Genomic DNA, 18,052 nt, shown 5'->3' on the forward strand with positions numbered 1-18,052 from the left:
TGCCTCATACGGGAACGATCACAGCTGGTCGTCCGCGAGCTCGGCCACCCCCGTGACCCTGTGCAGCGGGTACGTGCGGACCTCGTCCGCCGTGTGGTCGTACGCGGTGACGAAGCCGCCCTCCACCCGGACGGGGGCGATCAGGCGCTGGGTGGCGGCGCCCTCGGCGTTGACGTAGCCGATCCAGAGGGATTCGCCGGTCAGGACGGCGGCCTGCATGGTGGCGAGGGTCTCGGCGGACGTGGTGCGCGGCAGCTCGCCGCCCGCGGTGGGGGCGCCGGCGGGTTTGCGGGGAGCCGTGGAGGCCAGGTCGCCGGCACGGATGGCGCGGAGCGCCGCCGTCAGGAGTGTGGCGTCGGGGACCGGGGGGCCGTCCGGGACCGGCTCCGGCGGGGTGCGGGGCGGGGTGCGGTGGGCGTGGGCGCGGGTGATCAGGACATCCCCCTCCGCCGACTCCGCGGCCGGGGCGAAGCCCATCGCACGCAGGCCGTCCAGGAGCGTCGCCGGGTCGGCCTTGGCGGCCAGCACCGTCGGGGCCAGGCGCCGCAGCCGCAGGGCGGCCGCGCGCTTGTCCGCGACGATCTCGTTCAGCAGGGCGTCGTCGTCGCAGCGCACGTACGCCGAGGCCGCCCCCACGCGCAGATGGCCGTGTCTGCGGGCCACGTCGTCGATCAGGTACGTGAGCGGCTGCGGGACCGGGGTGCGGGAGTGGGTGGCGAGGAACGCGTGCAGGTCGGACGCGGTACGGCCCGCGTCCAGGGCGCGGCGCACGGTGGCGGGCGTGAAGCGGTAGACGGTCGCGCCGCCCTTCGACTCGACGTCCGCGAGCACACCCAGCATGTCCGCCAGCGGCCGCTGCAGCGGGCCGGGCGCCACCGCCGTCAGGTCCGCCTGGAGCAGGACGTGGTCCAGCGGTTCGGGGAGCAGCGGGGCCAGCAGCCGCGCGGCACGGGCGGCGGCCGCCGCCCGCTCGGGCGCGGTGAGCGGCTCGCGCAGGACCGGGCGGTGGTACTGCCGGTGGACGGGGAGCTTGTCGCCGGGGCCCGTGGGGGTGGCGCCGGGGCGCGTGGGGGTGGCACCGGGGGTCGGCGGTCCGGAGGCCGGCTGGGTGGGGGCCGGCGGTCCGGAGACGGGCTGGGCGGGGGCCGGCGGATGGTCCGGGTGCTCGCCGAGCAGGGCCCGGCCGTGCGCCGACAGGGCGCCGCGGCCCGTGACGCCCAGCAGCTCCGCCTCGGACAGCGTCCACCGGGCCAGGCGGGTGCGCAGGTCGTCCGCCGTCGGCTGCGCCCCCCTCAGGGGACGCTCCCAGCGCAGGCGGGCCGGCACCGACTCGGGGGCCGGGGCGGTGCCCTCGGGCAGCCCGGCGAGCAGGGTCAGGACGCGGTGGCGGACCTCCGGCGCGGCCGAGCGGTCCAGACCGGGGCCGAGCGCGGAGAGCGTGCGGTCCTTCGCGTCCCGGCCGCCGACCAGGCCCGGGGTGCGGGTCGCCGTGAGCCACGCCGTGGCCAGGCGGCTCCAGCGCTCGGCGGCGGGAAGCTCCCGCCACTCGTCGTACGCAGGGGTCGCCGCGTACCGCTCGTCGGCCTCGCCGTCCGACGCCAGCAGGCCGGCGGCGTAGGCGAGTTCGACCCAGAAGGCGGCCACGGGCTCGGACACGTCGAGCGCCACCGCCGCCCGCTTCAGATCGCGCACGCTCAGGCCGCCCGCGCGCAGCACCGGCGGTCCGCCCTCGTCCCAGTCCTTCAGCAGCTCCTCGACGGTCGCGAGCGCGGTGTACGCCTGCCCGGCCGCCGTCGCGTCCACCACCTGGGGACGGTGGGTGGCGGCGGCCTCCACGGCGGGCGGCAGCGGCTCGGGACGGCGGTGGGCGCGGCCCCCGCGCAGGTGCAGGGCCACCTCACGGGGGAGGACGACCGTGCCGGGGGCGGTGGGCAGCAGCAGGCCCCGGTCGAGGAGCCAGCGCAGCCGGGGCGCGGGGGTTGCGGTGACCTGGCCGTACGGCGGGCCCCACACCAGCCGGGACAGGACCTCCAGGGAGTCGGCGGGTGCCGTGTCGAGGAGCGCGGCCATCCGGGCGCGGTCGGTGAACAGGCCCGTGAGCAAGGTCACGGCGGACACCCTGTCATGGGTGGTCGGCAGCTCGGCGGCGGTGAGGATCTCCTGGATGCGGCCGGGTGACATGGCGGCGGCGGCCTCCGCCACGGTGGGGCCGAGGCCGGTGGGCGAGGGGCGCTGGGGGGAGGGGGAGAGCAGTTCCCGGGCCGTGCGGACCAGCCGGAGGCGGTCGTCGGAGCCCCAGACGAGGGCCTGCTCGCGGAGGGTGGCCAGGGCGCGGGGGAGCGCCTCGGCGACCACGGGCCCGGCGGTGTCGGCGGAGGTGCCGGCCGTGGTGCCGGCCGCGGTGTCGGTTGCGGTGTCGGCCGCGGTGTCGGCCATGGTGCCGATCACGGCGTCGGCCGAGGTGCCCGGCACGGCGTCGGCCGAGGTGCCGGCCCGGTGTCCGCCGTCGCCGGCCATCAGACCGAGGAGCTCGTCGTACGACGCCGGGTCCGCGGCCACCGCCAGCGCCTCCGCGGTCTGCAGGGCGAACGTGTCGAGGCGTTCCAGCGCGCGGACGACGCTCGCACGGGTGGCGGCGCGGGTCGCGAGCTGGGTGAGGTCGGTGGGTACCGGGGCGACGAGATCCGGACGGGCGCGCAGGAGGACGGCCAGGGAGGCGTCGTCCCGGGCGCGCAGGGACTCGGCCAGCGAGCGGGGGGCGGTGGTGCCGCTGCCGGTGGCCGGGGGGTCCTTGCGCGAGCGCTCCTCGGGGGTCACCCGCTCAACCGTAGCGGGTGCCCGGCAGGGGCAGCCCCCGCGGCGTCGGCACGATGCCGTACGGGGCGGCGCGGCGGCCCCGGTGGCGAGGGGCCCCGTGGCGGCGCCGGCGACCGGGCGGCACGGCGTGGTCGCGGTGCTCCGGCGGAGCCGCAGGCGGTACCGTCGTCGCACAGGGTGTCCAATGTGCCCGTCCCGGAGGGGACTTCGTGGGGATCGAGAGCGACCAGCTGGTCTTCGACTATCTGAGCCGGGTCGGGGACCTGGCCCAGCAACGGCAGCTGCCGTCGGCCGCGCGCATGCGGCTCGTGTCCGAGCTGCGCGGTGAGATCGACCGGCGCCGGGCGAAGTCCCCGGTCGACAGTCCGGCCGCCGTGCGCCGCATCCTGTCCCGCCTCGGCACCCCCGACGAGCGGGTCGCCGCCGCGGCCACCGATGCCGGCGGCGCCGCCCCCGGGAGCCGCCCCGCCGCCGTGCCCCTCCAGCGTGCCGACGAGCCGGACGACCGCCCCAAGGGCCTGCGGCGCGTGGTGCCCCGCCCCCGCGTCGCCGAGCCCGGCCCGGCCGCCGCATCGGGGAACGCCGCCTCCCCGCCCCACCTGGCCGGTGCGCACGAGCTGGGCGACAGCGCCACCCGGCCCGACTGGTGGCGCGTCGAGGGCGGGGGACCCGGGGGAGGGTTCGGGCTCGGTGACGCCGTACCGGGGTTCGTCGGGGGTGTGGAGATCCCCGAGCTGCTGAAGCCGCCGCCGGGCGGCACGGCGAAGCCGAGGCCGAAGGCCGGCGGCGAGGAGCCGGAGCCGGCCGCAAAGGCCGCTGCGGCCGCCGACGAGACCACCGTCGCGCGGCGCCGCCGGCTGCCCCGCCTCACCGGTTGGGGCAACCCGCTGCTGCTCCTGGCCGCGGGGCTCCTCGTCGCCGGCGCCGTCCTCGGCAGCTGGATCGCGCTCGGCCTCGGCTGGCTCATCGCGTGGGCGTCCCGCCGGCTGAGTCCCGCCGAGTCCAAGTGGGCGGTCATGGGCCTGCCCGGCGTGGTCGCGGCCGGGGGCATCGTCTGGCTCTGGGGCCGTACGGAGGGCCGCTGGGGCGCACCCATCGCCGAGGGCCATATGAACGACGCCATCACCCAGACCTGGCCGTGGGTGGTCCGGGGCGCCGCCCTCGCCTCGGCCCTGTACCTGGTGTGGCGCTCGCGGCGCGGGCGATGATTCCGGCCTTTGCCCCACGATGACTCCGGCGCCCGCCCCACGGGGACAATGGCCCATATGACCTCTCACGCCCTCACCGTCGGCTTCGACCTCGACATGACCCTGATCGACTCCCGGCCCGGTATCCACGCCTGCTACCAGGCGCTTTCCGCGCGTACGGGGACCTACATCGACGCCGACCTGGCCATCACGCGGCTCGGGCCGCCGTTGGTCGAGGAACTGGTCCACTGGTTTCCGGTGGGCGAGATCGACGCGATGGCCGATCTCTACCGTGAGATGTACCCCACCATCGCGATCGCCGCGACGCCCGCCATGGCCGGCGCCCGGGAGGCGATCGCGGCGGTGCGGGCGGCCGGTGGGCGGGCGATCGTCGTGACCGCGAAGTACGAGCCCAACGCCAAGCTGCACCTGGAACACCTGGGCATCGAACCGGACGCGGTGATCGGCGACCTGTGGGCCGAGCGCAAGGCGGAGGCGCTGCGGGAGCACGGCGCCGCGGTGTACGTCGGCGACCACACCGGTGACGTCCGCGGCGCACGCAGCGCGGAGGCGTACTCCGTCGCCGTCGCCACCGGCCCCTGCGACGCCGGCGAACTGCGGGCCGCGGGCGCGGACATCGTCCTCGGCGACCTCACCGAGTTCCCCGCCTGGCTGACGGCGTACGCCCCCCGGTGAGAACCAGGGCGGGGCGCACGCCGCCGCGGGCGGCGCCCCGGCGCCGTCGGGAACAGGCCAACGCCTCCGGGGCGGGCGGCTATGCGCGGGTCTGCGGTGAGCGGGGCGCGCGCGCCCGCCTGCGGCCCTCCGCGATCGACTGGAGCAGCCCCGCCCCGGCCATCAGGAAGCCAAGCCCCATGAGCATGCTCAGCCCGAACATGTACGACGGGAAAGGCTTCGTCCCGAGCAGCAGCGGGGCCACGGTGACCAAAGTGGCGGCCGCTCCGACAAAGAAGACGATCGCACCGGCACGGATCAGCCAGTCGCCGGCCGCGGGGGAATTCGCTTGGGTTTTGTCACGCACCGGACCAGGGTAGTTCCCAGCGCGAGGAACAACTCGGCGACGTCTTGTCACCGGCCCCCGGACCATTAGCCTTGGTACCGGCGGGTCCACGCGGCCCGCTGTAGTTCTGTCCGGGCGGTTTCCCGGGCGCTTTGCAGACGCAGTTTCCGACGAGTACGAGGACGAGGACGGACGTGCCTACCGGCAAGGTCAAGTGGTTCAACAGCGAGAAGGGCTTCGGCTTTCTCTCCCGCGACGACGGCGGCGACGTCTTCGTCCATTCCTCGGTTCTCCCCGCCGGAGTCGACTCGCTCAAGCCGGGACAGCGCGTGGAGTTCGGGGTCGTCGCCGGCCAGCGCGGCGACCAGGCGCTGTCGGTCACCCTCCTGGAGCCGACACCCTCGGTCGCGGCCGCGCAGCGCAGGAAGCCGGACGAACTGGCATCCATCGTCCAGGACCTGACGACCCTCCTGGAGAACATCACTCCGATGCTGGAGAAGGGCCGCTACCCCGACAAGGCGTCCGGCAAGAAGATCGCCGGCCTGCTGCGAGCGGTCGCCGACCAGCTGGACGTCTGACCCCGGTCGTCAGGGGAAGACGAGCGCGTCCGGACCGAGGGGCGGCAGCAGCCCCTCGGCTGCCGCGCGCGTGAGCAGCCCACGGACCGCCGCGTAGCCGTCCTCGCCCAGCTCGGCCGTGAACTCGTTGACGTACAGCCCGATGTGCTGGTCCGCCACCGCCGGGTCCATCTCCTGCGCGTGCTCCATGACGTACGGGCGCGACGCCCCGGGGTCGTCCCAGGCCGCCCGTACGGAGGCGCGGGTGGACTCGGCGAGCAACTTCAGCGTGTCCGCGCCCAGCGACCGCCTGGCGATGATCGCGCCCAGCGGAATCGGCAGGCCGGTGGTCCCCTCCCAGTGCTCGCCCATGTCGGCGAGTTTGTGCAGCCCGTAGTTGCGGTAGGTGAACCGCGCCTCGTGGATGACGAGCCCCGCGTCGACCTTCCCGTCCCGCACGGCCGGCATGATCTCGTGGAACGGCATGACGACGACCTCGCCGACACTGCCGGGCACCGTGTCCGCGGCCCAGAGGCGGAAGAGCAGGTACGCCGTCGACTTCTCGCTCGGCACGGCGACCGTCCGGCCGGTCAGCGAGGTCTCCGGCTCCCGGGTGAGCACCAGCGGGCCGCAGCCCCGGCCCAGCGCGCCGCCGCACGGCAGCAGTGCGTACTCGTCGAGGACGTAGGGCAGGACGGCGTACGACACCTTCAGGATGTCGGACTCGCCGCGCTCGGCCATGCCGTTGGTGACGTCGATGTCGGCGAAGGTGACATCCAGCGCGGGCGCGCCCGGGATGCGGCCGTGGGCCCAGGCGTCGAAGACGAAGGTGTCGTTGGGGCAGGGAGAGTAGGCGATCTGCAGGGGCTCACCGGATGCGGTCATGTCTGTTTCCAACTCTCCAGCAGGGGTGCGAGCTTCCCGAAGCCCTCGGTGAGCGTGGCGAGGGCGTCCCCGATCCGCCAGGCGGCGCGGTCGCGCGGGCCGACGGGGTTGGAGACGGCACGGACCTCCACGACCGGGACCCCGTGCGCGGCGGCCGCCTCGGCGACCCCGAACCCCTCCATGGCCTCGGCGAGCGCGCGCGGATGCCGGGCGCGCAACGCGGCGGCGCGTTCGGCGCTGCCGGTCACGGTGGAGACGGTGAGAACGGCCCCGGTGAGTCCACCGGTCGCCGCGACGATCTCCCGTACGAGTGGTGCGGGCGGCTCGTGGTTGACGGTCCCGAAACCGAGTTCGGTGACGGGCAGGAAACCCTCCGCGGTCTCGGCGCCGAGATCGGCGGCCACGATGTCGTCGGCGACGACGAGCGCGCCGACGGGCGCGTCCGGCGCGAAGCCGCCCGCGATGCCCGTGGAGACGACCAGGCGGTAGGGGGCGCCCGTGAGGGCGGCGGCGGTGAGCACGGAGGCGGTGGAGGCGGCGGCGAGGGCGGGCCCCACGCCGGCGGCGACGAGATCGAGGGCGCCGGTGCGGTGCACGACCGCCCCGGGGAGGCGGACCTCGGTGGCCGGGGTCGTGAACGCCCTGGCCACCGCGTCCCGTTCCACGGGCACCGCGGTGGCCACCAGGATCCGTCCCCGGGCTTGCGACCGCGTGGTCAGGACTCCTTCTCCAGCTTGAAGGTCCACAGGCCCGTCACCGTGTTCTCGCCCGCCTTGACGGACACGAGGGTGGAGTTGCCGCTCGCCCCGTACTGCGCGTTGAAGAACACGCTGCCCGGGATCGTGCGGTAGGTCTTCTTGCTGGCGTCGGTCAGGGGCTGGCCGTTCATCAGGATCGTCCAGCCCTTGTCCGCGATCTCCGGGTCCACGCCGAAGCGGACCGTCTCATCGGGATCGACCTTGATCGACTTGATGTCCTTCGACTTCAGGCACTTCGCCAGCTGCGGGGTCGGCACCCTCTTGCCGTCGTTGTAGCAGTCGGTCTCGGAGCTCACCGAGTTCCTGCCGACCGTGATGGTCGCCAGCGGCGTCGGCTTCTCACAGGCGGACAACAGCAGAAGTCCGGCGGAAACGGCGCCGAGGGCGGCTACGGCGCGTCGGGAACGCAGTGCGGTCATGGCCGAAGGCTATCGGGCACCCTCAGCCGGCCCCCCACGTGGGGTGCACGACGTGCCGCGCACTCGTGCGATCAGGTGCCGCGCGGGCGGCCGGCTCACCCGCGGCCGGCCGCCCCATGCCCGGGCCGGCCGCTCGCCGCCGACCGAATCACCCGCGGCCGGGTTCGGTGGCTCGTGGCCGGGTTGGGCGTTCCGTGGCCGGTGGGGTCGCGTGTGGCCGGGGTCCGGTGGCTTGCGGGCGGTCTGGCTGTCTGTGGCTGGGGCCTGGTGGCTCGTGGCCGGTGGGGTCGCGTGGGGCCGGTGCTGGTTGCTGATGGCCGGGTCCGGCGTGCCGTGATGGGTCTGGGCCGTCCGCGGCCGGGTTCGGTGGCTCGTGGCCGGGTTGGGCGTTCCGTGGCCGGTGGGGTCGCGTGTGGCCGGCGTCCCGTGGCTTGCGGGCGGTCTGGCCGTCTATGGCCGCCGCCGGCCGTTCGCAGCCGGTTTGGGCACCGGTGTTCCGCGCGCCGGCACGTCACAGGGGCCGGGCAGCCGCCGAGGCGGGTCAGGCCACCCGGGGGTGGGGTGCGCCGCCTCGGCGGGCCGAGGCCAGGAGGCCCCGTATGGTCGTGAGCCAGCCCGAGGCCACGATCGCGGCACCCACCGCCAGGCCCAGCACCCCGTTCAGAGGCAGGGCGATGCCGATCGCACCGCCCAGCACCCACGCCATCTGCAGCAGCGTCTCGGACCGTGCGAACGCCGAGGTCCGCACCGGCTCCGGAACGTCCCGCTGGATCAGCGCGTCCAGCGACAGCTTGGCGAGCGCCTGCGCGAACCCGGCGATCCCGGCCAGGCACGTCACCAGGAAGAAACCGTAGAAGGCCGCGGCGGTGATCGCCGCCCCCAGCACGATCGCCACGACCGTCACGATGATCACCTCGGGGGCGCGCGATCTCAGCCAGGCCCCGACGGCCGTGCCCAGCGCGTTGCCCGCGCCCGCCGCGACGCCCACGATGCCCAGCGAGACCGCCGCGCTCCCGCCCGCCAGCGGATGCTCCCGCAGCAGGAAGGCGAGGAAGAAGATCAGGAAACCGGACAGGCCGCGCAGCGCGGCGTTGGCGGCCAGCGCGTGCGTCACGGCGGGGCCGACCGTCCGCAGCCCGGGCCGCCGCAGGGCCGTCCTGCGGTGCGGACCGTGCAGGTGCTCGGCGTCCGAGGCGAGCAGCGCGGTGTCCTCGCCCCGGGCGGAGTCGACCTTCGGCGGCAGCGAGAAGGACAGGAACGTGCCCACGGCGAAGAGCACGAACGCGCCGTACAGCGGCCAGCTCGGCCCGATCGCGTGCAGGCCGGCGCCGATGGGGGCGGCCACCCCGGTGGCGAGCAGCCCGCCGAGGGTGACCCGGGAGTTGGCCTTCACGAGCGAGAAGCGGGGCGGCAGGAGCCGTGGCACCACGGCGCTGCGGACGACGCCGTACGCCTTGGACGCGACCAGGACGCCGAGCGCGGCCGGATACAGCTCCAGACCGCCGGTGGCGACCGCGCCGGACAGCAGCAGGGCGAGCAGGGCCCGGGCCAGCATGGCGCCGGCCATCGCGGCACGGCGGCCGTGCGGCAGGCGGTCGAGGAGCGGGCCGATCACCGGCGCGAGGAGCGCGAACGGCGCCATGGTGATCGCGAGGTAGAGCGCAACGCGGCCGCGGGCCTCGGCGGTCGGCACGGAGAAGAAGACGGTGGAGGCGAGGGCCACGGTGATCATCACATCGCCGGCGCCGTTCACGGCGTGCAGTTCGATCAGCTTGCCGAGGCCGGACTCGCCGGCGCCGTGCGCGTGCGTGGCCCTGCGGATCCCGCGGGCCGTACCGGTGACGGGCAGTCGCAGGGCACGGCCGACCGCGCGGACGGACCCGCCCAGCCGGCCCGGACCGCCGCCACTTCGGCTGCGCCCCTTGGCCCGGCCGATCCCGGCGGTCCCATGGGGCGACCTCGCGGTTGCCACCCCGCCATAGTGCCCCGAGAACGGCGGGGACAGTGCGGTTACCGCGCGTACGGGGCCGAGTGGTGTCGTACGGGGGGCCGACGGGGGAAGGCGCGGAACCGGCCAACGGCGTCTGACGGGCCGGGTACGCGCGCGACACCGGCCCGGCGCCGCGGTGCCGCGCCGGTATCCGGGGCAGCCAGTGCCTCGGTGTGGGCCCCGGGGCCCGGAGAAGGTAGCGTGCGTAGCGCGCCGTGGCGGTTGTTCTCGGCCGCGCGCCTCACAGCCATCCCGCAGAATGGATGTGTAGGTGTGCCCGAGCGCGATCGGGCGCGGACGTCGACGCGGCCCCCCGGTCCGCTCCGTCCGCATCCCCGCCGAGCAGGGCGCACCCGTGACGGCGTAGGAGAGAAGCGATACCTGTGAGCGCAGCGACAACGCGAAGCCGCACCCCCGACCGCCTGTGCGCCGAGGCCGTCGACCTCGCCCGCGCCGCCGCCGAGGAGGCGGCCGCGCCCGGCATCGTCGGCGAGCACGCCGGGATGGTGTCGGAGGGCGACCGCGTTGTCACGCACTTCTTCGAGTGCAAGGAGCTGGGCTACCGGGGCTGGCGCTGGGCGGTGACCGTCGCCCGGGCGTCCCGGGCGAAGGTGGTCACGCTCGACGAGACGGTGCTCGTGCCCGGCCCGGACGCGCTGCTCGCGCCGGAGTGGGTGCCGTGGAGCGAGCGGCTGCGCCCCGGGGACATGGGACCGGGCGACCTGCTGCCGACGGACGCCGAGGATCTGCGCCTGGAGCTGGGTTTCTCGGGCGAGGAGGAGCCGCCGCCGAACGCCGCCGTGTCGGGCGAGATGGCGGAGCTCGTCGAGGCGGAGGACGCGGAGGTGACCGCCGGGGTGCCGGCGAGCCTGCCGCTCGCGCCGTCGCGCGGCTCGATCGCGGCGGTGGCGGAGGAACTGGGCATGCGCCGCGCCCGGGTTCTGTCCCGCTACGGGCTGCATGTGGCCGCCGACCGCTGGGAGGACGCCTACGGGGCGAAGACGCCGATGGCGCAGGCGGCGCCCGCGTCCTGCGTCAGCTGCGGCTTCCTGATGCCGATCGGGGGCTCCCTCGGTCAGGCGTTCGGGGTGTGCGCCAACGAGTTCTCTCCCGCGGACGGCCGCATGGTCTCCCTGGCCTACGGCTGCGGCGGCCACTCGGAGGCGGCGGTGATGCCGAAGACACCGCGGCCCGCCCCGCCGGTGATCGACGAGACGAGGGTGGAGCCGTTCCCGCTGCGGCCCTCCCCGGACTCCGGTTCGGTGCCGCCGGTGGCGGACGAGGCGACGGCGGAGCTGGGTCACTCGTAGGGAGCGTGGTAGCGGCGGCTCGTCATCGAGGTTCCCGGCGGAGCCTTCCCCACGCTGTGGCCGTCCCGGCGCACGGTACCTTCGTCCCGCAGCGCTGAGAGGGAGAGTGAACCGTGAGCAAGTTCGTGCGGCCGGCGGCCGAGGGCGATCCGTTCGGGACGGCGCGGCTGCGGCGCGGCGTGCTGGACGCCTGGGCCACCAGCCCGGCCCGGTTCCGGGAGGACGCCAACGCCGAGGAGGACCTCGTCCTCGGCGGGTACCGCGACCGGCTGGTCGTCGAGCTCGCGCAGAACGCCGCCGACGCGGCCGCCCGGGCGAAGGTGCCTGGCCGGCTCCGGCTCACCCTGCGCGACGGCGTGCTCGTCGCCGCCAACACCGGCGCCCCGCTCGACGCGGCGGGCGTCGAGTCGCTGTCGACCCTGCGGGCCTCCGCCAAGCGCGACACCCACGAGCACACCCACGCCGTCGGACGCTTCGGTGTCGGCTTCGCGGCCGTCCTCGCCGTCAGCGACGAGCCCGCCGTGGTGGGCCGGCACGGCGGTGTCCGCTGGTCGCTGGCCGAGGCCCGAGAACTTGCCGCCGAGACCGCCCTGCACAGCCCCGGCCTCGGCGACGAGATCCGCCGCCGCGACGGGCACGTACCGCTGCTGCGGTTGCCGTTCGCCGCCGAGGGCACCGCCCCGGACCCGTACGACACCGTCGTCATCCTCCCGCTGCGCGACGCCGCCGCCGGGGACCTCGCCGAGCGGCTGCTGGGCGCCGTCGACGACGCCCTGCTGCTGGCCCTGCCCGGCCTGGAGGAGGTCGTCGTCGAGATCGGGGAGGAGCCGCCGCGCACCCTGCGCCGCCGCACCGACGGCCCCGACACCGTTGTCGAGGACTCTGTCCCCCACTCTCGGCTTCGCTCGAGCGGGGGGACCCCCGTCGGCACCACCCGCTGGCGCACCGTCTCCCACCACGGGCCCCTCACCCCGGACCTGCTCGCCGACCGCCCGGTCGAGGAGCGGCTGCGCCCCCACTGGTCCGTCACCTGGGCCGTGCCCGTCGACGCCGACGGCACACCGGTCCGGCCGCGCACCGCACCGGTCGTGCACGCCCCCACCCCCAGCGACGAGGAACTCGGCGTGCCCGCCCTGCTGATCGCCTCGTTCCCGCTGGACACCAGCCGCCGCCGCATCGCCCCCGGTCCGCTCACCGGCTTCCTGGTGGAGCGCGCGGCCGACGCGTACGCCGAACTCCTCGCCGCCTGGCGCCCGGTGACACCCGGCATCATCGACCTGGTGCCCGGCCCGCTGGGCAGGGGCGAGCTGGACGGCGCGCTGCGCCGGGCCGTCCTCGACCGGCTGCAGCGCACCGCCTTCCTGCCGCCCGCGGTCGACGCCGGCGACGACGCGAGCCTGCCGGAGGTGCTGCGCCCGAGGGAGGCGGAGATCGTCGAGGGGGCCGGCGCGGAGACCGTGCGCGTCCTCGCCGAGGTGCTGCCCAGCCTGCTGCCGGCGGGCCTCGAACGCCGCGCCGAACTGAGGACGCTGGGCGTCGCCCGGGTTCCGCTGACGGAGGCGATCGACCGGCTGGCAGGGCTGGAGAAGGAGCCCGGCTGGTGGTGGCGGCTCTACGACAGCCTGGCCGGGGTCGATCCCGACCGGCTGTCCGGGCTGCCGGTGCCGCTGGCTGGGGGCACCTCCCAGGCTTTCGGCACGGGGGGAGGGCGCACGGCCATCGGGCCCCGGCAGGTTCTGCTGCCGGTCCTCGACGGGCCGCCGGTGACCTCCGAGGCGCTGGCCCGGCTGGGGCTCAAGGTCGCCCATGCCGACGGCGCCCACCCCCTCCTGGAGAAGCTCGGCGCCCTGCCGGCCACCCCGCGCGCCGTCCTGACCACCCCGCAGGTGCGGGCCGCCGTCGCCGCCTCGCTGGAGGACGAGGGCCCCGGCTGGGACCAGGAGGGCCTGGACGCCGAGGAACTGGCGGACACCGTGCTCGCCCTCGTCCGCGAGGCGGGGCTCGAACCGGGTGACGAGCCGTGGCTCGGCGCCCTCGCGCTGCCCGACGAGGACGGCGAACTCGCGCCCGCCGGTGAACTCGTCCTTCCCGCATCCCCCTTCGCGAGCGTCATGCGTGAGGGCGAACTCGCCTTCGTCGACGGCGACCTGGCCGAGCGCTGGGGTGAACAGCCGCTCGCCGCCTGCGGTGTACTCGCGAACTTCGCCCTGGTGCGGGCCACCGACGTCGTCCTCGACCCGGACGAACTGGAGCCGCGCGACTCGGACTTCGCCGAGCCCGACGACGCCGGGCTGCTCGACGCCGTCGACGTGTGGTGCGAGGACGTCCTCGACCGGCTGCCCGACACACCGGTGCCACCGGTGGCGACCGAGATCGTCGCCGTGCGCGACCTGGACCTCGTCGACGACGACCGCTGGCCGGGTGCCCTCGCCCTCCTGTCGCAGCCGCCGCTGCGGGACGCGCTCACCCAGCCCGTGCGGATCCTGCTGCCGGACGGCACCCACGAGGTCGTACGGCCCTACACCGCCTGGTGGCTGCGGGGCCATCCCGTGCTCGACGGCCGGCGGCCCGCAGGCCTGCGGGCCGCGGGCGGCGATCCGCTGCTGCACGGCCTGTACGACGAGGCCGACGCCACCGGCTTCGACGACGAGCAGGTGCTGCACGCCCTCGGGGTGCGGACGTCCGTGGCCGCCCTGCTCGACGAGCCCGGCGGCGCCGCGGAGCTGCTGGACCGGCTAGCCGACCCGGAGCGGCAGGTCTCGGCGGCTCAGCTCCACGCCCTGTACGGAGCACTGGCCGAGCTGGACCCGGAACAGGTGACCCTGCCGGACGAACTGCGCGCGGTCGTCGACGGCCGGGTGACCGTGGTGGACGCCGCCGGCGCCGTGGTCGTCGACTCGCCGGACCTGCTGCCCTTCACGGAGGGCCTTCCGCTGCTGCCGGTGTGTCCCGCGCGGGCCGCCGACCTCGCCGAACTGTTCCAGGTGCGGCGGCTGAGCGAGTCGGTGACGGGGGAGGTGACCTCCGAGGGCGCCGAGCACGACGTACCGGAGCCGGTCCGGATCCTGCTCGGGCCCGCCACCCCCGAGTGGTATGTGGAACACGAGGAACTCGTCGTCGACGGCGTGGAGATCGACTGGCGCCTCACGTCGGACGGCGTCCTGCACGCCGCCACTCTGGAGGGCGTCGCGGCGGGACTGGCCTGGGCGGCGGGCCAGTGGCCGCGCCGCTTCGAGGTCGCCGCACTGCTGGAAGACCCTTCCCGCACCGAGGAGTTGGCCCGGGACCGCTGGTTCGACTGAGCCCCGGGCGCCGCAAACCCGCCTTCGAAAGAACTCCACACCGCCCTGCAACTGTTCACATTCGCCGCCGGCCTTGTCGGTGGAGTCAGCGGACTCCACCGACAAGGCCGGGCACCCCGGAAGCCGCAGAGCCACCCCGGGTGCCCCTGCGAACGTGGGGAAACACATGCGCATTCGTGCCTCTGTCGCCGTCGTGACCGGCGCCTTGGCCCTCACCGCCCTCGCAGTCCCGGCCGCCCAGGCCGCGGACCCCGCGCCGTCGTTCGGCGCGGGCGCCGCGAAGGTCCTCCAGACGGCCCACGCCGCCTCCGGCAGGACGGCGTTCGGCGTCACCACGGCCGCCACCGCCACCGCCGCCGACGGCCAGCCCTACGCGCTGGACGTAAGCGTCTCCACCGTCAAGACCGGCAAGGCGCACAAGGTGGGCACCACCAACCACGTCGCCGTCCCGGTCTCGTACCGCCTGACGCACGGCGCGGACGTGGACGTCACCGCGGCCGACTTCGAGAACGGCCCGTTCCTCTACAAGGGCTCCTACGCCAAGACGGTGTGCTCGGACAAGTACGGCAACGTGAAGGCCACCACCACCGCGAAGTACGACGGCTACTGGCGCTTCAGCTTCGCGGGCACCACGACGACCCCGGCGGTGAACGCCACGGGCGACTACGTCGACGTGCGGTAACCCCGCAGAAGGAGGCGACCGACGCGGTGCCGGCCAGGCACTGCGTCTTGGCGTCTTCGCGTCTTCGCGTCAAGCGGGGAAACGGCGGTCGACCCAGGTCCACAGGAACTCCAGGACGACCGACGCCGCCACCGCGATGCCCACCGCGATCCACGGGACCGTCACCCCGACCAGCTTCAGCGCGAAGAAGTGCTGCAGCGAGGGGACGAGCAGGACCAGCAGGAACGCCGAGCCCATCGAGGCCACCAGGGCGATCCGCCACCAGGTGTAGGGGCGCGCGATGATCGCCAGCACCCAGAGGGTGATCAGGAAGAGGGCGAGCGTGGCGGCGCTGGTCTCCGCGTCCAGGGCGTCCGGTCCCGTGTAGGAGTGGCGGGCGATCAGGTACGTGGCGAAGGTGGCGAGCGCGGCCACCACCCCGCCGGGGACGGAGTACCGCATCACCCGCCGGACGAAGTGGGGTTGCGCGCGTTCCGTGTTGGGGGCCAGCGCCAGGAAGAAGGCCGGGACGCCGATCGTCAGGGTGGACAGCAGCGTCAGATGCCTGGGCAGGAAGGGGTACTCCACCTGCCAGCACGCCACCAGCACGGCCAGCAGGACCGAGTACACCGTCTTCACCAGGAACAGCGTGGCGACCCGGGTGATGTTGCCGATCACCCGCCGGCCCTCGCCGACCACCGACGGCAGCGTCGCGAAGCTGTTGTCGAGCAGCACGATCTGGGCCACGGCCCGGGTCGCCTCCGAGCCCGAACCCATCGAGACGCCGATGTCGGCGTCCTTGAGCGCGAGCACGTCGTTGACGCCGTCGCCCGTCATCGCCACGGTGTGCCCGCCCGACTGCAGCGCGCCCACCATGTCCCGCTTCTGCTGGGGCGTGACCCGCCCGAACACGGTGCCCTTGTCCAGCGACTTCGCCATCTCGGCCTGGTTCGGGGGAAGGCGGCGGGCGTCCATGACGTCGCCGACGATGCCGAGCTTCGCGGCCACCGCGCCCACGGACACCGCGTTGTCGCCGGAGATCACCTTGGCGTGGACGTTCTGCTCGGCGAAGTAGCGCAGGGTGTCGGCGGCGTCCGGGCGCAGCCGCTGTTCCAGGACGACCAGGGCGGCGGGCCGGGCGCCGTCCTTGACCTGGGCGTCGTCCAGGTCTCGGGTGGCGCGGGCCAGGAGCAGCACCCGCAGTCCCTGTTCGTTGAGCCGCTCGGTCTCGGTCAGGGCGGGGTCGTCGGGGTTGAGCAGGACGTCCGGGGCGCCCAGGAGCCATGTGCTGGACTCGCCGTCGCCCTCGCTGAAGGACGCGCCGCTGTACTTGCGCGCGGAGGAGAAGGGCAGTGACTCGATGCAGCGCCAGTCCCCGTCGTCCGGGTAGGCGTCGATGATCGCCTGGAGGGAGGCGTTGGGGTGGGGGTCCGACTCGCCGAGCGCGCCCAGCACCTTCCGTATGCGTGTCCCGTCGGCGCCCTGGAGCGGCCGCAGTTCGGTGACGTCCATACCCCCCTCGGTGAGCGTGCCCGTCTTGTCCAGGCAGACGGTGTCGACGCGGGCGAGTCCCTCGATGGCGGGCAGTTCCTGGACGAGGACCTGCTTGCGCCCCAGCCGGATGACGCCGATGGCGAAGGCCACGGACGTCAGCAGCACGAGTCCCTCCGGGACCATGGGCACGATGCCGCCGACGGTGCGGGCGACGGAGTCCTTGAAGCCGTGCTGCTTGGCCCACAGCTGGCTGATGACCAGACCCACCGCGGTCGGGACCATCATCCACGTCACGTACTTGAGGATCGTGGAGATGCCGGTGCGCAGCTCGGAGTGGACGAGCGTGAAGCGGGTCGCCTCCTCGGCGAGCTGGGCGGCGTAGGCTTCGCGGCCCACCTTGGTTGCCTTGAAGGCGCCGCCCCCCGCGACGACGAAGCTGCCGGACATGACGGGGGCGCCGGGCCGTTTGGCGACGGGGTCGGCCTCGCCGGTCAGCAGCGACTCGTCGATCTCGAGCCCGTCCGCCTCGACACAGATCCCGTCGACCACGACCTTGTCGCCCGGTCCTACCTCGATGACGTCGTCCAGCACGATCTCCGACGTGCCGACCCCGACGGCGACCCCGTCCCTGCGCACCGTCGGCCGTGCCTCGCCGATCACCGCGAGCGAGTCCAGGGTCTTCTTGGCGCGCCACTCCTGGATGATTCCGATACCGGTGTTGGCGATGATCACATACCCGAACAGGCTGTCCTGGAACGGCGCCACGAACAGCATGATCAGCCAGAGCACACCGATGATCGCGTTGAAGCGGGTGAAGACGTTCGCGCGGACGATCTCGCCCAGGGTGCGACTGCTGCGGACGGGAACGTCGTTGACGTCACCGCGGGCGACCCGCTCGGCCACCTCGGCTGCGGTCAGTCCCCGTGTCTGCCCGGGCGGCGCGGCGGGATGCACGGGATCGAGCCCGGCGCCCGCGTCGATGTGGGTCATGCATCCGACGGTACGTGCGGACGCACGCCCGCACCCGCCGAGTGTCCCAAAGATCCGACCAGGGGAGGACGGGGCTCGTGCGGCGGTAGTACGCGGGCGGCGGTCCTGTCGTGCCGGCTACTCGGCGGAGGGGACCTTTCCACCGGCGGCGCGTCCGACGGCCGCGTCGCGTTTGATCGCCGCGTCGCGCCTGCGCACGTACCAGATGCCGATGCAGCCGAGCCCGGCGCCGGCCAGGCAGGTCCACAGCCACCAGGTGTGCCCGTGGCCGGCGAACCAGCCGTAGAACGGGAGCTGGACCAGGAAGAGGACGAACCAGAGGATCGTGCCGCCGGTGATGGTGGCGACCACGGGGCCCTCAAGGGGCTCCGGCGCCTCGTGCCTGGGGGTCCACTTCGCCATGGGCACAGCTTACGAGGGGCTCCCACTGGGGTGGTGGCGCCCCCGCGAGACCTTTCATATCAAGGTGGAGACGAATGTCTACGCGCGGAGATAGTGATTTGCGAGTCATCTGTTCATACTGAAACAAGTCGAGTCTGGCCGCTTACGTTCGTACGAAACACCAACACTGCGCAGGGGGAGCCTGCCGGTGATCGGGCGACGGCGGGACTCGATCACGTTTGCCCGAACCCCCGCACAGATCTCCCCGCACCCTTGAGGT

14 protein-coding genes are annotated in these 18,052 nt (G+C 74.3%); 6 read left to right on the forward strand and 8 right to left on the reverse strand.

The window, feature by feature from the left end; all coding sequences use genetic code 11:
• Nucleotides 1-18 precede the first annotated feature (18 nt).
• Complete coding sequence (locus tag ACFSL4_RS20210; protein WP_381084582.1) at nucleotides 19-2,817, reverse strand: helicase-associated domain-containing protein; 2,799 nt, start codon at nucleotides 2,815-2,817, stop codon at nucleotides 19-21.
• 209 nt (nucleotides 2,818-3,026) lie between these two features.
• On the opposite strand from ACFSL4_RS20210, the gene ACFSL4_RS20215 reads away from it, so the two are divergent.
• Together ACFSL4_RS20215 and ACFSL4_RS20220 are read left to right on the forward strand one after the other, a co-directional pair.
• Complete coding sequence (locus ACFSL4_RS20215; RefSeq protein ID WP_381084584.1) at nucleotides 3,027-4,025, forward strand: hypothetical protein; 999 nt, start codon at nucleotides 3,027-3,029, stop codon at nucleotides 4,023-4,025.
• A 48-nt stretch (nucleotides 4,026-4,073) separates the two neighbouring features.
• Nucleotides 4,074-4,700 carry an HAD family hydrolase gene (locus ACFSL4_RS20220; RefSeq protein WP_381084753.1) on the forward strand — a complete coding sequence of 209 codons (627 nt, stop codon included), beginning with the start codon at nucleotides 4,074-4,076 and terminating at the stop codon, nucleotides 4,698-4,700.
• A gap of 79 nt (nucleotides 4,701-4,779) precedes the next feature.
• On the opposite strand, the gene ACFSL4_RS20225 is transcribed toward ACFSL4_RS20220, so the two are convergent.
• Nucleotides 4,780-5,046: a hypothetical protein gene (locus tag ACFSL4_RS20225; RefSeq protein ID WP_381084586.1), complete on the reverse strand. Its 267-nt coding sequence runs from the start codon at nucleotides 5,044-5,046 to the stop codon at nucleotides 4,780-4,782.
• A gap of 173 nt (nucleotides 5,047-5,219) precedes the next feature.
• On the opposite strand from ACFSL4_RS20225, the gene ACFSL4_RS20230 reads away from it, so the two are divergent.
• Nucleotides 5,220-5,603, forward strand: a complete 384-nt coding sequence (locus ACFSL4_RS20230; protein WP_181868159.1) for a cold-shock protein — start codon at nucleotides 5,220-5,222, stop codon at nucleotides 5,601-5,603.
• Nucleotides 5,604-5,612: 9 nt separating this feature from the next.
• Here the strand turns inward: ACFSL4_RS20230 and ACFSL4_RS20235 are convergent, their stop codons facing one another.
• The 4 genes from ACFSL4_RS20235 to ACFSL4_RS20250 all read right to left on the reverse strand — a co-directional run bounded on the left by ACFSL4_RS20235 (nucleotide 5,613) and on the right by ACFSL4_RS20250 (nucleotide 9,616).
• A complete protein-coding gene (locus tag ACFSL4_RS20235) occupies nucleotides 5,613-6,467 on the reverse strand; it encodes a 1,4-dihydroxy-6-naphthoate synthase (protein ID WP_381084588.1) in 855 nt (284 codons plus the stop codon).
• Nucleotides 6,464-7,150: a futalosine hydrolase gene (locus ACFSL4_RS20240; RefSeq protein WP_381084590.1), complete on the reverse strand. Its 687-nt coding sequence runs from the start codon at nucleotides 7,148-7,150 to the stop codon at nucleotides 6,464-6,466. Before ACFSL4_RS20240 ends, ACFSL4_RS20235 begins: the two co-directional genes overlap by 4 nt.
• A gap of 32 nt (nucleotides 7,151-7,182) precedes the next feature.
• Nucleotides 7,183-7,644, reverse strand: coding sequence for a DUF2771 domain-containing protein (locus ACFSL4_RS20245; RefSeq protein ID WP_381084592.1), 462 nt, complete (start codon nucleotides 7,642-7,644; stop codon nucleotides 7,183-7,185).
• Between the two features lie 541 nt (nucleotides 7,645-8,185).
• On the reverse strand, nucleotides 8,186-9,616 hold the full coding sequence (locus tag ACFSL4_RS20250) for an MFS transporter (protein WP_381084594.1): 1,431 nt from the start codon (nucleotides 9,614-9,616) through the stop codon (nucleotides 8,186-8,188).
• A 401-nt stretch (nucleotides 9,617-10,017) separates the two neighbouring features.
• Here ACFSL4_RS20250 and ACFSL4_RS20255 point away from each other — a divergent pair, with 401 nt between their 5' ends.
• The 3 genes from ACFSL4_RS20255 (at nucleotide 10,018) to ACFSL4_RS20265 (ending at nucleotide 14,928) form a co-directional block, all read left to right on the forward strand.
• Entirely contained in the window at nucleotides 10,018-10,944 is a 927-nt protein-coding gene (locus ACFSL4_RS20255; protein WP_381084596.1) for a DUF3027 domain-containing protein, read from the forward strand.
• 113 nt (nucleotides 10,945-11,057) lie between these two features.
• A complete protein-coding gene (locus ACFSL4_RS20260; protein WP_381084598.1) occupies nucleotides 11,058-14,246 on the forward strand; it encodes a sacsin N-terminal ATP-binding-like domain-containing protein in 3,189 nt (1,062 codons plus the stop codon).
• A gap of 166 nt (nucleotides 14,247-14,412) precedes the next feature.
• Nucleotides 14,413-14,928 (forward strand): hypothetical protein, encoded by a 516-nt coding sequence (locus ACFSL4_RS20265; protein WP_381084600.1) that lies wholly within the window; start codon nucleotides 14,413-14,415, stop codon nucleotides 14,926-14,928.
• A 69-nt stretch (nucleotides 14,929-14,997) separates the two neighbouring features.
• Here the strand turns inward: ACFSL4_RS20265 and ACFSL4_RS20270 are convergent, their stop codons facing one another.
• Entirely contained in the window at nucleotides 14,998-17,391 is a 2,394-nt protein-coding gene (locus ACFSL4_RS20270) for a cation-translocating P-type ATPase (protein ID WP_381084602.1), read from the reverse strand.
• A gap of 117 nt (nucleotides 17,392-17,508) precedes the next feature.
• Complete coding sequence (locus ACFSL4_RS20275) at nucleotides 17,509-17,793, reverse strand: DUF2530 domain-containing protein (RefSeq protein ID WP_381084605.1); 285 nt, start codon at nucleotides 17,791-17,793, stop codon at nucleotides 17,509-17,511.
• Between the last annotated feature and the right edge of the window lie 259 nt (nucleotides 17,794-18,052).

This window comes from Streptomyces caeni (assembly GCF_042678285.1).
GTDB classification, from domain to species: Bacteria; Actinomycetota; Actinomycetes; order Streptomycetales; family Streptomycetaceae; genus Streptomyces; species Streptomyces caeni.